General features: G+C 72.4%; 10 protein-coding genes and 1 tRNA gene. 7 read left to right on the top strand and 4 right to left on the bottom strand.

Annotation, left to right across the window (positions count from 1 at the left end; genetic code table 11):
- Positions 1-16: 16 nt before the first annotated feature.
- The 6 genes from AC5RWQ_RS12260 (at position 17) to AC5RWQ_RS12235 (ending at position 7330) form a co-directional block, all read left to right on the top strand.
- Positions 17-2128, top strand: a complete 2112-nt coding sequence (locus AC5RWQ_RS12260; RefSeq protein WP_494282857.1) for a ThuA domain-containing protein — start codon at positions 17-19, stop codon at positions 2126-2128.
- A 139-nt stretch (positions 2129-2267) separates the two neighbouring features.
- Positions 2268-3545 carry a sensor histidine kinase gene (locus AC5RWQ_RS12255; protein ID WP_494282856.1) on the top strand — a complete coding sequence of 426 codons (1278 nt, stop codon included), beginning with the start codon at positions 2268-2270 and terminating at the stop codon, positions 3543-3545.
- Positions 3542-4222, top strand: a complete 681-nt coding sequence (locus tag AC5RWQ_RS12250; protein ID WP_494282855.1) for a response regulator transcription factor — start codon at positions 3542-3544, stop codon at positions 4220-4222. The genes AC5RWQ_RS12255 and AC5RWQ_RS12250 overlap by 4 nt, the downstream gene beginning before the upstream one ends.
- A gap of 100 nt (positions 4223-4322) precedes the next feature.
- Positions 4323-5261 carry an ATP-binding cassette domain-containing protein gene (locus AC5RWQ_RS12245; protein WP_494282854.1) on the top strand — a complete coding sequence of 313 codons (939 nt, stop codon included), beginning with the start codon at positions 4323-4325 and terminating at the stop codon, positions 5259-5261.
- Positions 5258-6085: an ABC transporter permease gene (locus tag AC5RWQ_RS12240; protein WP_494282853.1), complete on the top strand. Its 828-nt coding sequence runs from the start codon at positions 5258-5260 to the stop codon at positions 6083-6085. The genes AC5RWQ_RS12245 and AC5RWQ_RS12240 overlap by 4 nt, the downstream gene beginning before the upstream one ends.
- Positions 6086-6319: 234 nt before the next feature.
- Positions 6320-7330: a sugar phosphate isomerase/epimerase family protein gene (locus AC5RWQ_RS12235; RefSeq protein ID WP_494282852.1), complete on the top strand. Its 1011-nt coding sequence runs from the start codon at positions 6320-6322 to the stop codon at positions 7328-7330.
- A 93-nt stretch (positions 7331-7423) separates the two neighbouring features.
- Here AC5RWQ_RS12235 and AC5RWQ_RS12230 read toward each other — a convergent pair whose 3' ends face one another.
- From AC5RWQ_RS12230 to AC5RWQ_RS12215, 4 genes are all read right to left on the bottom strand, one after another.
- Entirely contained in the window at positions 7424-8608 is a 1185-nt protein-coding gene (locus AC5RWQ_RS12230) for an ROK family transcriptional regulator (RefSeq protein ID WP_494282851.1), read from the bottom strand.
- 108 nt (positions 8609-8716) lie between these two features.
- Entirely contained in the window at positions 8717-9787 is a 1071-nt protein-coding gene (locus AC5RWQ_RS12225; RefSeq protein WP_494282850.1) for a sugar phosphate isomerase/epimerase family protein, read from the bottom strand.
- A gap of 88 nt (positions 9788-9875) precedes the next feature.
- Positions 9876-13211 carry a ThuA domain-containing protein gene (locus AC5RWQ_RS12220; protein ID WP_494282849.1) on the bottom strand — a complete coding sequence of 1112 codons (3336 nt, stop codon included), beginning with the start codon at positions 13209-13211 and terminating at the stop codon, positions 9876-9878.
- A 259-nt stretch (positions 13212-13470) separates the two neighbouring features.
- Positions 13471-13851 carry a hypothetical protein gene (locus AC5RWQ_RS12215; protein WP_494282848.1) on the bottom strand — a complete coding sequence of 127 codons (381 nt, stop codon included), beginning with the start codon at positions 13849-13851 and terminating at the stop codon, positions 13471-13473.
- Positions 13852-14139: 288 nt separating this feature from the next.
- Between AC5RWQ_RS12215 and AC5RWQ_RS12210 the strand changes: the two genes are divergently transcribed.
- Positions 14140-14212: transfer RNA gene (locus AC5RWQ_RS12210), tRNA-Asn, on the top strand.
- The last annotated feature ends 302 nt before the right edge of the window (positions 14213-14514 follow it).

Raw genomic sequence — 14514 nt, 5'->3', positions numbered from 1 at the left:
AGAGGGGAACCCCGACATGCGCAGCATCCTGCGACCCGTTCTCGGCGCGGCCACCGCCGTCCTCGCCGCTGTCGCCTGCACCATCCCCGCCACCCCGGCGGCCGCCGCCGACGCCCCGTACGACGTGCTGGTCTTCTCCCGGACCGCCGGCTTCCGGCACGACTCCATCGCGGTCGGCACCCAGGCCGTCCGGGACCTCGGCGCCGCCAACAACTTCACCGTCACCGCCACCGAGGACGCCGCCGCGTTCACCACGGGCAACCTCGCCCAGTACGAGGCGGTCGTCTTCCTCAACACCACCGGCGACGTGCTCAACACCACCCAGCAGGCCGCCTTCGAGTCGTACATCGGCTCCGGCGGCGGCTTCGTCGGGGTGCACTCCGCCGCCGACACCGAATACGACTGGCCGTTCTACGGCAACCTGGTCGGCGCCTGGTTCGCCTCCCACCCGGCGATCCAGCAGGCCACCGTCAAGGTGGAGGACCGGGCGCACGCCGCCACCGCCCACCTCGGCCCGAGCTGGACCCGCACCGACGAGTGGTACAACTACCGCACCAACGCCCGCTCCACCGCGCACGTGCTGGCCACCCTGGACGAGTCGTCGTACACCGGCGGGTCGATGAGCGGCGACCACCCGCACTCCTGGTGCAAGACCTACAGCGGCGGACGGTCCTTCTACACCGGCGGCGGGCACACCCAGGCGTCCTACTCGGAGCCGGCGTTCCGCGCCCACCTGCTCGGCGGCATCCGGTACGCGGCCGGCCGCACGAAGGCCGACTGCCGCCCGGAGACCGGCTACACCAGCCTCTACAACGGCTCCACCACCGGCTGGTCCCAGGCCGGGCCGGGCGGGTTCACCAACGCCGACGCCACCCTGAGCTCGACCGGCGGCCTCGGCCTCTACTGGTACAGCTCGCGGCAGTTCACCAACTACTCGCTGAAGCTGGACTGGAGGCTGGCCGGGGACGACAACTCCGGAGTCTTCATCGGCTTCCCGCCGTCGACCGACCCGTACTCGGCGGTCAACAACGGCTACGAGGTGCAGATCGACGCCACCGACGCGGTCGACCGGACCACCGGCGCCGTCTACACGTTCAAGGCCGCCGACATCGCGGCCCGGGACGCGGCGCTGAACCCGCCGGGGGAGTGGAACACCTACGAGCTGCTGGTCGAGGGGGAACGGCTGCAGGTCTTCCTCAACGGGTCGAAGATCAACGACTTCACCAACACCGACCCGGCCCGCTCCCTCGCCGGCCACATCGGCATCCAGAACCACGGCACCGGTGACGACGTCTCGTTCCGCAACATCCGGATCAAGGAACTGGGCGGCACGCCGACCGGGAACACCACCGTCCAGGCCGAGGCGTACAGCGCGGCGAGCGGGGTCACCCCGTTCACCAAGACCGGCGCTAACGGCGGGCAGACCCTCGGCTACATCGACCCGGGCGACTGGTCGGCGTACCAGGGGCAGGACCTGACCGGGGTGACCTCGTTCCAGGCCCGGGTGGTCTCCGGCGGGCCGGGCGGCACCATCCAGGTCCGGACCGGCTCGACCACCGGCGCCGTCCTCGGCTCGGTCGCGGTGCCCAACACCGGCAGCTGGACCACCTTCGCCACCGTCAGCACCGCGCTGAGCGGGGTGCCCGCCGGCAGCCAGAACCTCTACCTGACCTACACCGGCACCGGTACGGGCCTGTTCGACGTGGACGACTTCACCCTCGTCCGCGGCGGCACCGGCGGGACCGGCGGGACCGGCCCGATCAAAGGCCTGGCCGGCAAGTGCCTCGACGTGCGCGGCAGTGGCACCGCCGACGGCACCCAGATCCAGCTCTACACCTGCAACGGCACCGCCGCGCAGACCTGGACCGTGACGCCGAACAGCACGATCAGGGCGCTCGGCAAGTGCCTGGACGTCTCCGGCGGCGGCTCCGCCGACGGCACGAAGATCCAGCTCTGGACCTGCAACGGCACCGGGGCGCAGAACTGGTCCGCCCAGGCCGACGGGACGCTGCGCAACCTGCAGTCCGGCAAGTGCCTGGACGTGGCCGGCAACAACTCCGCCGACAGCACCCCGGTCCAGCTCTGGACCTGCACCGCCGCGACCAACCAGAAGTGGACCCTGCCCTGATCCGTTGACCCGTCCCCCGACGAGCCCACGGTGAGCGTGCCGCCCCGGGCGGCACGCTCACCGTGCCTGGCCGACCGGGGGACCCCGGATCCCCGGACGTGCCCGCCGGACCGGCGGCGACCTGCCGTACCTTGACCGCATGGGACCCCTCGCGGAGTGGCGCCGGGTCGCGCGGGAGCACCCCACGGTCGCCGACGCGCTGCTGGCCGCCGCCCTCCTCGCGGTCAGCCTGCTGCCGGTCAACCCGCCCGGCGGCCCGCCCCGCGCCCCGCTCACGGTCGGCGCCGTGCTGCTCGCCGCGCTGGGCTGCGCAGGGCTGGTGCTCCGCCGCCGGTACCCGCTGCCGGTCCTCGTCCTGGCCACCGTCACCGTGATCGCCGCGCAGCTCACCGGCCTCGCCCGGGGGCCCTTCGTGATCATCGTGGCGATCGCCGCGTACACCGTCGCCACCCGCACCGACCGGCGGACCGCCGCCGTCGCCGGCGCGGTGAGCGCCCTCGCGGTCGCCGTGGCCGCCGTGGCCACCCTCGGCGTCGGAGCGCTCGACCCGGCCGTGGTGGTGCTGCTGCTCTGGTTCGGCGTCGCGGTCGCCTTCGGCGACGCGGTACGCAGCCGGCGGGCGTACGTGGCCGTGCTGGAGGAGCGGGCCCGCCGGGCCGAGCAGACCCGCGAGGAGGAGGCGCTGCGCCGGGTCGCCGAGGAGCGGCTGCGCATCGCCCGGGAACTGCACGACGTGGTGGCGCACCACATCGCGTTGATCAACGTGCAGGCCGGGGTGGCCGGGCACCTGCTGCGCGGGCAGCCGGAGGCGGCCGAGGAGGCGCTGGGGCACGTCCGCGCGGCGAGCCGGACCACGCTGGAGGAACTGGCTACCCTGCTCGGGGTGCTGCGCGGCGCCGGGGAGAGCGACGCCCCCACCGAGCCGGCGCCCAGCCTGAACCGGCTGGACGCCCTCGTCGAGGGCTTCAGCGCCGGTCAGCCGGTGCGCTGGACCGTCGCCGGTCAGCCCCGCCCGCTGCCCACCGCGGTCGACGTCGCGGCGTACCGGATCATCCAGGAGTCGCTGACCAACGCGCACAAGCACGCGCCGGGGGCGGCCGCCGCCGTCCGCCTGTGCTACGACGCCGACGGCGTCACCATCGAGGTACGCGACGACGGCCCGCCCCGGCCGGACGCCGCCGTCCCGCCCGACCGGGCCGGTGCCACCGACACCCCCACGCCCGCCGCCGACCGGCCCGGGGCCACCAGCACCGGCGCGGTCGCACCGGACCGGGGCGCCGGGGCGGGGGGCGGGCTGGGGCTGGTCGGCATGCGCGAGCGCGCCGAGACCGTCGGCGGCGCCTTCTCCGCCGGCCCCCGCACCGGCGGCGGTTGGCTGGTCCGCGCGGAGCTGCCCGCACCCGAGGAGGCCGAGTGACCGTCCGGGTGTTGCTGGCCGACGACCAGAAGCTGCTGCGAGCCGGTTTCCGGGTGCTCATCGACTCCGCGCCCGACCTCACCGTGGTCGGCGAGGCGGCCACCGGTCGGGAGGCCGTCGACCGGGCCCGCAGCACCCGCGCCGACGTCGTGCTGATGGACATCCGGATGCCGGAGATGGACGGCCTCGCCGCCACCGCCGAGATCACCGCCGACGAGGACCTGGCCGGCGTACGGGTGCTGATCCTGACCACCTTCGAGATGGACGAGTACGTCTTCCAGGCGCTGCGTGCGGGTGCCAGCGGCTTCCTCGGCAAGGGGGTCGAGCCGACCGAGCTGCTCGACGCCATCCGTACCGTCGCGGCCGGCGAGGCACTGCTGTCCCCGAAGGCCACCCGTGGGCTGATCGCCCGGTTCCTGGCCCAGCCGGAACCGGACCCGAAGGCCACCCCTGAGCAGCTGCGGGTGCTCACCGACCGGGAGCGGGAGGTGCTCACCCTGGTCGCCGGCGGGCTGTCCAACGAGCAGATCGCCGAGCGCCTGGTGGTCTCCCCGCTGACCGCGAAGACCCACGTCAACCGGGCGATGATGAAGCTCGGCGCGCGGGACCGGGCGCAGCTCGTCGTGGTCGCGTACCAGAGCGGGCTGGTCCGGGCGGGGGAGCCGCCGGCGCCCTGAGCGCGGTAGTCGGGGCCGCCCGCTACCGCGGCTGCGGTACGCGCAGGTGTCCGCGGGTGGCCGACGCGGCGGCCCGGGTACGCGGGCGATCGTTGGCCGCATGATTGACGTGGCCAACCTCAGCAAGCGCTACGGCGACAAGCTCGCCGTCGACGACCTGACCTTCCAGGTGAAGCAGGGAATCGTCACCGGCTTCCTGGGCCCCAACGGCGCCGGCAAGTCCACCACCATGCGGATGATCCTCGGCCTGGACGCCCCGACCTCCGGCACGGTGACCGTCAACGGCCGCCGGTACGCCGAGCACCGGGCCCCGCTGCGCGAGATCGGCGCGCTGCTGGAGGCGAAGGCCGTGCACACCGGCCGCTCCGCCCGCAACCACCTGCTCGCCATGGCGGCCACCACCGGCATCGGTCGCCGGCGGGTCGACGAGGTGATCGACCTGGTCGGTCTGCACGAGGTGGCCGGCAAGCGGGCCGGCGGCTTTTCCCTCGGCATGGGCCAGCGGCTCGGCATCGCCGCCGCGCTGCTCGGGGACCCGAAGGTGGTGATGCTCGACGAGCCGGTCAACGGCCTCGACCCGGACGGCATCCGGTGGATCCGCGGGCTGCTCAAGGGGCTCGCCGCCGAGGGACGGACGGTCTTCGTCTCGTCGCACCTGATGAGCGAGATGGCGCAGACCGCCGAGCACCTGGTCGTGGTCGGCAAGGGTCGGCTGATCGCCGACGTCTCGCTGGCCGAGTTCACCCGGCAGGCGTCCCGGACCACCGTCCGGGTCCGCTCCCCGCAGGCCACCACGCTGCGCGACCTGCTGGTCGGCCCGGACGTCACGGTGACCAGCGGCGAGCCGGGCCTGCTGGAGGTGACCGGGCTGACCCGGGAGCAGATCGGCGACCGGGCCGCCGACGCCGGTCTCACCCTGCACGAGCTCGCCGCCACCGAGGCCTCCCTGGAGGAGGCGTTCATGACCATGACCCGCGACGCCGTCGAGTACCACGGCGACACCGCCCAGCCCGTCCCCGCCGGAAGGAGCGCCCGATGACCACCGCCACGCTCGCCCCCGCCACCGTCCCCGCCGACGCGAAGGTCACCTGGTGGCGGGTGGTCCGCTCGGAGTGGATCAAGTTCCGCTCGCTGCGCTCGTCCCTGATCATGCTGGCCGCCGCCGTGCTCGTCTTCGCCGGCCTGGGCCTCGGCTTCTCGGCGTTCCTGTCCGACACCACCATCGAACCCGGTTCTCCGGCCCCACCCGGCGGGCCGTCCTCGCTGGACCCGCTCGGCGCCAGCCTCGGCGGGGTGAACCTCGCCCAACTGCTCATCGGCACGCTCGGCGTACTGCTGGTGGCCGGCGAGTACTCCACCGGCATGATCCGGTCCTCGCTGACCGCCGTGCCGAGGCGCTGGCCGGTGCTGGCCGGCAAGGTCACCGTGCTGACCGGCGTCTCCCTCGCGCTGCTGGTGCCGACGGTGCTGCTCACCTTCCTCGGCGGGCAGGCCATCCTGGGCGACAAGGGCATCTCGCTGGCCGACGACGGGGTGCTGCGCGCGGTGCTCGGCACGGCGTTCTACCTGGCCGGGGTGGGGGTGCTCGGGATGGCGCTGGGCGCCCTGCTGCGCAACACCGCCGGGGCGCTGACCAGCGTGGTGGCGCTGCTGCTGGTGATCCCCGGGCTCACCTCGCTGCTGCCGGAGAGCTGGTCGGACACGATCTCGCCGTACCTGCCGTCGAACGCCGGCCAGGCGTTCATGTCGATCTCGTCCAGCCCGGACCTGCTCTCCCCGGGCGCGGGGCTGGCCGTCTTCGTGGGCTGGCTGGTGGTGCTGGTCGGCGCCGCCGCCGTCCTGCTCCGGCGGCGCGACGCCTGACCCGGTACGCCGGCCGGGCCGGGGCCGGGGCGGACTCTTCCGCGCCGGTCCCGGCGGCCCTAGAGTGAGGGCGGCGACCCGCGCGGTGGCCGGTGACCCGACGGGAGGCGCAACCCGCCGGGCCCAGGTGCGCCCGCGCACCCACCGGTGATCCGTGCTGGCCGCCGCGTACCGGCCCGGCTCCCTCGCCCCGGTCCCGCTCAGGAATCCCCATCACGACAGGGGAGACAGACGATGGCGCGACCGATCACGCTCTTCACCGGCCAGTGGGCCGATCTGCCGTTCGACGAGGTCTGCCGGCTCGCCTCCGAGTGGGGCTACGACGGGCTGGAGATCGCCTGCTGGGGCGACCACTTCGAGGTCGACAAGGCGCTCGCCGACGACTCGTACGTCGACCGGAAGCGGGAGACCCTCGCCAAGCACCACCTGAAGGTCTTCGCCATCTCCAACCACCTGGTCGGCCAGGCCGTCTGCGACCACCCGATCGACGAGCGGCACCGGGACATCCTGCCGGCCCGGATCTGGGGCGACGGTGAGCCCGAGGGGGTCCGCCGGCGAGCCGCCGAGGAGATGAAGGACACCGCCCGGGCGGCGGCGAAGCTCGGCGTGGACACGGTGGTCGGCTTCACCGGCTCGTCGATCTGGCACACCCTGGCCATGTTCCCGCCGGTGCCGCCGGCGATGATCGAGCGGGGCTACCAGGACTTCGCCGACCGGTGGAACCCGATCCTCGACGTCTTCGACTCCGTCGGGGTGCGGTTCGCGCACGAGGTGCACCCCAGCGAGATCGCGTACGACTACTGGACCACGAAGCGGGCCCTGGAGGCGATCGGGCACCGGCCGGCGTTCGGGCTGAACTGGGACCCGTCGCACTTCGTGTGGCAGGAGCTGGACCCGGTGAACTTCATCCTCGACTTCGCCGACCGGATCTACCACGTCGACTGCAAGGACGCGAAGGTGCGCACCGGCGACGGCCGGCGCGGCCGGCTCTCCTCCCACCTGCCCTGGGCGGACCTGCGCCGGGGCTGGGACTTCGTCTCGACGGGGCACGGCGACGTGCCGTGGGAGGACTGCTTCCGGGCCTTGAACGCGATCGGGTACACCGGGCCGATCTCCGTCGAGTGGGAGGACGCCGGGATGGACCGGCTGGTCGGCGCGCCGGAGGCGCTGGAGTTCGTCCGCCGGCTCGCCTTCGACGCCCCGGCGGCGGCGTTCGACGCGGCGTTCAGCAGCGGCCGGGACTGATCCCCGGGCGTTCCCGGGGCCGACCCGGCCCCGGGAACGCCGTGCTGAGGCGCCGACGGTCCGGATGCCGCCACCTCGCCGACCGGAACGTGATCAGCAGGCCGCGAAGACGTGCTCGCTGATCATGCGGGCCGCACCCACCAGAGCGGCGCGGTCGTCCACGTCGGACAGGACGATCGGCATGCTGCCGGTGGCGAGCGGGGTCGAGCGCCGGTAGACCACCGCGCGGATCTCGGCGAGCATGACGGGACCGATACCGGGGGTCGCACCGCCGATGATCACGATGGCCGGGTTGAAGAAGCTGACCAGACCCACCAGGACCTGCCCCAGCCGGCGGGCGCTGTCGCGGACCAGGGCCTGGGCGGTGACATCCCCGGCGGTCGCCGCCCGGGCGACGTCGGCCATGGTCAGCGTCCCGGCCTCGACCAGCCGGTCGCTCAGCGCCCCGGACCGGCCGGCGTGCGCGGCGGCCAGCGCCTCCCGGATCAGGGCGGCGTCCCCACAGTACGCCTCCACGCAGCCGGTGTTGCCGCAGCCGCAGAGCGGGCCGTCCTCGGTCAGCCGCAGGTGCCCGATGTCGCCGGCCCCGCTGGTCGCGCCCCGGTAGAGCGCGCCGCCGAGCACCAGCCCGCACCCGATGGCGTCGCCGAGCTTGACGTAGAGGAAGTCGTCGAACGGCCGACCGGTCCCGGCGTGCTGTTCGCCGAGCGCCATGGCGTTGGCGTCGTTGTCGACCTGCACCGGGCAGGCCAGCTCGGCGGCGATCGCGTCCCGGACCGGGAAATGGTGCCAGCCCGGCATGGCCGGCGAGGAGACCGCGGTCCCCTCGCGGACGGCGACCGGCGCCGGCAGGGCGACGCCCACCCCGGTCAGCCGGGACAGCCCGGCCTCGGCGCGGAGCTTGCCGAGCAGCTCGACGGCGCGGCCGACCACCTCCTCCGGGCCGCTCCGGACGTCGACCGGCTCGCCGAGCCGGGAGAGCACGGTCAGCTCGCCGTCGGTCAGCGCCACCTCGAGCCGCCCGGTGCCGACGGCCACCGCGCCGAAGCGGACCTGCCCGGCGACCCGGAGCAGCGAGGAGCGGCGGCCGCCCCGGGACGCGGCTGGTCCCGCGGCCTCCACCAGGCCCTGGTCGGTCAGCCGGTCCACCTCGGCGGCGAATCGGGCCCGGGTGAGGCCCAGGACGTCCGCCAGCTCGACCCGGGAGCGGGGGCCGTCGTCGCGTAGCAGCCGGAGCAGCCGCGCCTGGTCCGGGTTCTCCGGTCCGACGAGCGTCATGCGATCACCTCCATCCGGAATCTGCCACATCGACGTCACCGCCGTGTGACGGGAGGGGCCGCACCCGGTTTCCCGGGCGCGGCCCCCCTGTTGCTCCGGTCGGGTCGGTCAGCCCCGCAGACCCGACATGTGCTGGTAGCTGATCTCCGCGTAGCGCAGCGAGCGACCGGGGTCGGCGGTGCCGCCGGGCGCGTTGTCCTGCTCCCACATCGGGTTGTGGTAGCCCTTCGCGCCCATGTTGGCGAAGAAGGTGCCGTAGTCGATGTCGCCCTGGCCGAGCGGCACCATGTCGTACCCGGCGGAGTTGGCCGGGTTGAACGCGCCGTCCTTGGCGTGGAACAGCGGGAAGCGCGTGGTCCGGGTCGCCACCGTGGCCAGCGGGTCGAAGATGTTCGTCTGCGTCACCCCGTCCGGGTCGGTGTAGCTGCGGTACCGGTACTGCGCCACGTGCGCCCAGTAGATGTCCATCTCGAACCAGACCCACTCCGGGTTGGTCAGCCCGAAGAAGTACTCGAGCTTGCGGACGCCGGTCGACCGGGTCGGCCGGCCCATCGCGTCGAGCGGGCCGCTGTCCAGCAGGAAGTTGTACGCCGCGTCGTGGTTGTGGGTGTAGAGCTTCAGCCCGCGGGCGGCGGCCATCTCGCCGAACGTGTTCCACCGGTCGGCGGCGGCGTCCCAGTCGGCCTTGTAGTTGCTGCCGGTCGGGTCGTTGCCGGTACCGATGTTGGTCATGCCGAGGATCTCGGCGGTGTCCAGCGTCCGCTCGAACGCGGCGATGGTGTCCGGGGTGACGGTGCTCGGGACCGAGGCGTGCGAGCCGTTCGCCCGCAGCCCGTTGTCGTCCAGGATCTTGCGGATCTCCTCGGGGGTGATCTGCCGGCCGAGGATCCCGGTGTTCTGGGTGTATCCGGCGAACTCGACCTCCTTGTAGCCGATCTCGGCGAGCCGGCCGAGCACCCGCTCGAAGCCGTACGGCACTCCCGAGGCGTCCGGCGCGGCGCCGATCCGGTCGCGGACGCTGTACAGGATGATGCCGCGCTTGGCGGTGGGGACGAGCAGGCCGTTGCCCTCCGCGGCGGCGGAGGAGGCCCAGCCCGCGGCGCCGACGGCGACCGCGCCGGCGGCCCCGGCGACGGTGCCGAGCATCCGGCGACGGCTCATTCCTTGCTGTGTGTTCATCTGGTGGCTGCCCTTCCGTGCTGACTGGTGATGGACGGTGGTCCGGGGGCGCGGGTGGGGCCACCGGCGGTGGCCCCACCCGGGGTCGTCACGGGGTGACGCCGATGCCCTGACCGGTGAACTCGACCCAGTTGAGGTTGCCGAAACCGCTGGTCGGGCCGCCGGGAACGGTGGTGAAGACCAGGTAGAGCCGGTGCGTGCCGCCCGGGTCGGTGAACGGCACGGTGGTGCTGGTGAAGGCGTTGTTGCCGCTGGTGGCGTTGACCGTGGCGGTGGTCAGCAGCGGGCCGGTGGGGGAGTCGAGCCGGAACTGGACGCCGAACCGGGGCTGCCCAGCGGTGGCGGCGCTGCCACCGGAGGTACGCAGCGTCACCGACTGCATGTTCGTCAGGTTCACGGTGTTGTTGATCGCGATCCAGTCGCCGTTGTCGAGGCTGCCACGCTGCTGCCCGCCCCCGGTGTCGGCGCTCGCGCCGACCGTGGTGCCGGACTCGTCGCCGGCGAACTCGACCTCCTGGCGCTTGGCCTGGACGATCTGCTGGTCCACCGTGGTCAGCGCCGGCTGCCCGTTCGCCCCGCCGTCGGTGTACGACGCGCTGACCACGCCGTAGATGTAGCCGCCGTGCGAGGCGTCGTCCGGCTCGGTGGGCAGCACCCCGGAGCAGCCGAACTGGTTGGTCTCGCCGTGGCCGTGCTGGTCGTGGCCGAGGACGAAGGTCACCTCGACCTTGGCGCAGTCGACCGGCCCGTCCTCCGGATCGGTGACGGTCACCGACCAGGGGATGTCGTCGCCCCAGCTGAAGAAGCCGCCCTCGAGCGGGGTGTTGACGGTCACGGTCGGCGCGGTGTTGCCGACCGTGATGGTGGTGTTCGCCGACGCCGTCTTGCCGCTGGAGTCGGTCACCGTCAGCCGGGCGGTGTAGACGCCGTTGGTGGTGTAGGTGTGCGACGGGTTCGGGTCGATCGAGTCGGTGCTGCCGTTACCGTCGAAGTCCCAGGCGAACGAGATCGAGTCGGCCGGGTCCGGGTCCTTCGACCCCTCGCTGGAGAAGGCCACGGTCAGCGGCGCGATCCCGTTGGTCGGGGTGGCCGTCAGTACGGCGTTCGGCGCCCGCAGGCCCTTGACGTAGCTGAACTTCACCATCGCCGCGTCCGGATTGACGGCGAAGAACCCGTCCCCGTACGTCAGCAGGTAGAAGTTGCCGTCCGCGCCCCAGCGCATGTCCATCGGGTTGTCGCAGAGGAACGGCTTGGCCGGGGTGGTGGGCGCCTGACCGCAGTTCAGCACATTGTTGATCTTCAGGATGTCACCCTTGTCGTCCAGCCGGACCTCCTTGAGGGTGTCCCGGGTGAACTCGCCGAAGAAGATCGCGCCGTCGTAGTACTCGGGGAACTTCGTCTCCGACCTCAGCTCCGGGTCGAAGTCGTACTTCGCCGCGCCGTGCGGGCCGACACCGCCCGTGCCGAGCTCCGGGAAGAGCACCGGACAGGTCAGCGTCGGCGTCGACAGGTACGACTCCGGGCACGGGGTCGGCGCCTGGAACGAGTACCACAGCTCGGACTTCTCCACCGCCGGCAGGTCCGTGAGGCCCGTGTTGTGCCGGGAGGTGTTCTTCGGCGCCGCGCAGTCGAAGGGCGCGATCGGCGAGATCGGGCTGGTGGTCCAGTCCATCTCGATGTACGGCAGGTTCGGCTGCACGCACATCGGCCAGCCGTAGTTCGCCGGCTTGTCGACCACCATCATCCGGCCGGTGCCCGCCGGCCCACGGCCGACCGCGGCGGTCGAGGAGTCGGGGGAGTAGTCGGTGATGTAGGCGACGTCGTTCTTGTCGAGGGTGATCCGGAACGGGTTCCGGAAGCCCATCGCGTAGATCTCCGGGCGGGTCTTTCCGGTGCCGGCCGGGAAGAGGTTGCCCGCCGGCACGGTGTACGAGCCGTCCGCCCCCACCGCGATCCGCAGGATCTTGCCGCGCAGGTCGTTGGTGTTGGCCGCGCTGCGCCTGGCGTCCACGAAGGGCGCCTGGTAGACGCCGGTGGCACTGACCGAGTCGTTGTGCGGCGAGAAGCCGCCGGAGCCGCCACCGCCGGCCGGGGTGTCGTCCCCGGTGACCAGCCAGAGGTTGTTCTTCGAGTCGAACGCGATGTCACCGGCCACGTGGCAGCAGGCCCCCCGGTCCACCGGCACCTGGAGGATCTTCTGCTCCGTGCTCACATCGAGCGACGGGGTCTCCCCGTCGACGAACTTGAACCGGGAGAGCTGGAAGTAACCCTTCCACTGGTCCCAGGCCGTCGGGTCGGTGCTGGTGGTCGGCGCGCCTCCGACCGGGGTGTCCAACGGGGGCGCGTAGTAGAGGTAGACCCACTTGTTGTTGGCGAAGTCGTTGTCGATCGCCGGGCCGTACATCCCGTCCTCGCTGTGGGTGTAGACCGGGATCTGGGCCAGCACGGTGGTCGCGTTGCTCTCCGGGTCGTGCAGGCGTACGCCGCCGCGCCGGTCGGTCTGGATCACCCGGCCGTCGGGGAGCACGTCGAAGCCGATCGGCTCGTTGACGTTGGGCTGCGCCCCGATCACCGTCATCTGGTAGTTGGCCAGCACGGTCGCGCCGCAGTCGCCGTCGGTCACCCCGGCCGCCCACTGGATCGCCCCGCCCAGGTGGGCGCGGAGGTCGGTGCTGCCGTAGCTCTCCGCGGTCGCACCGAGTCCGGTGTAGAAGGACCGGCCGCCCTGGTAGTCCTTGCACCAGGTCACCGGGTGGTCGTAGCCCATGGTGCCGCCGGGGTACGTCTTCTCGTCCACCGTGGCCAGCACGTGCGAGACGCCCCGGACGTTGGCCGCGAAGTTGTACCAGCGGTCGGTGGTGCTCCAGCGCTGCGGCAGCGTCTCGGAGGCGGGGTGGACCCGGTCCGCGACGGTGACCGTCGCCCGGCTCACCGCGGAGGCGGTGGTGGCCCGGGTGCCGAGCACGTTGGTCAGGAAGGACCACTCCGGCTCGGCCTCGATCGCGGAGTGGACGCCGACGAAGCCGCCGCCGTCGCGGTAGTACTGCTCGAAGGCGGCCTGCTGGGTGTCGGTCAGCACGTCGCCGACGGTGTTCAGGAAGACCACCGTGCGGAACTGCTTCAGGTGCGATTCGTCGAACTTGCGGGCGTCGTCGGTGACCTCGACGGTGAAGCGCCGGTCGCGCCCGAGTTGCTGGATGGCCTGCACCCCGGCGGTGGTGGCGGCGGGGTTGGCCCCGGTGGCCGACCGGGTGAAGACGAGCACCTTGTACTCGATGCCGTTGCTGACGGCCGCCGGCGCGGCCGGTACCGGCGCGGCCTGCGCCGGCGTCGGCTGCCGCTCCGTCGTCGCGACGAGCGTCGCGCCGACGAGGGCGAGCAGGCTGAGATGGATGACGGCCCTGCGGCCGAATGGTCTGCGCATCGAACCTCGCTCTGGTCGGGCGGGTCCGCCTCAGCCGGGACGAGGCTGAGGAGGTCGCTGTGAGGTGACGAGAGCCTGGCCAGGTTCTACGCAGGACGATATTTGCGTGCGAGACGAAAGAGAAGAGGTTGGACGCAAAAGTTTGCGATGAACAGCTCGAACTTTTGCTCTGGAACAGCAAAAGTCCGGAATGGATCGTGCGGGCACACGAAAGCGGGCCGGTCGCCCTGCGGCGACCGACCCGATGACGTACGAACGGTCAGATGGTGCTGGCGTTGGTGCCCGGCGCCTTCGGCTTCGGGGTCGTGCTCGACGAGCTGGTGGAGCTGGTGGACGACTTGGCGCCAACCGTGGCCGGCGTGCCCGCGAAGGCGTCGTCGGCGGCGGTCAGCTCCTGCTTGCCACCGTTGTTGCTGGTGCCGAGCTTCTCGCCCAGCTTGGACTGGCCGAGCTTGTCCTTGCCCTCCGAGTAGAGCCGGTTCGCCTGGGCCTGCGCGACCCCGGCCGCCTCCTGGACGGTCGGGTGGTCGAGCACCTTGCGGCCCCGGACGACCAGCTCCTCGTACTTCTCTCGGCCGGCACGGGCGCCCAGGACGAAGCCCGCAGCCAGCCCGCCAAGAAACATGATCTTTCCGCGCATGGCGGCTCCTTCCGTACCTGACGCTCCGCCGTTCCCGCCGGGTTCCCCCCGCGGGACCGACCATGTCGCGCCCACGTCGTCCTCTGTCGGCAGCTAACTACCCATCCTGCTCCGCGCTCATGCCTCCGTGTGCCCGGATGACGATTTGTCGGTATTCTTCTTGTGGGTCCGGACCCTTCCGCCCGGCCGACGCGACGGGGTAACCCCCTGGACCAGACCCCCCGGGAATCCTGTACTCTTGTGCCGTCGCCGAGCGCCGGGGAGATCCGGAACGAGGCGACGAAGCGGTCCCCCGTAGCTCAATTGGCAGAGCAGCCGGCTGTTAACCGGCAGGTTTTTGGTTCGAGTCCAAACGGGGGAGCTCTGCTCCAGCCCAACGCCCGTCGGCCCTGCCGGCGGGCGTTTTCGCTGCTCCGGACGGCCGCCGCCAGGTCCCGCGCCGCGAGCACGCCGGCCTCGCCCACGCTGTCGGCCGCCACGCCCCGGGACTCCCGGGTCGGATGCCGCGGGCACCCGCGGGTGCAGCTGTTGCTGCCCCGGCGACCACAAGCGCACCCGGAACCGGGCCGGCGAGCGGGCGGCGCCGGGGGCGAGGGCCGCCGGCCGGGTGGGCGGTTTAGGTCACGGGCGGCTCCCTCGGGCGGCAGGATGGCCCATGTCGAC

It is taken from the genome of Micromonospora sp. BS32, assembly GCF_059089345.1.
The sequence above is the reverse complement of the archived record's forward strand: the minus strand, read 5'-3'. Positions and strand labels throughout refer to the sequence as shown.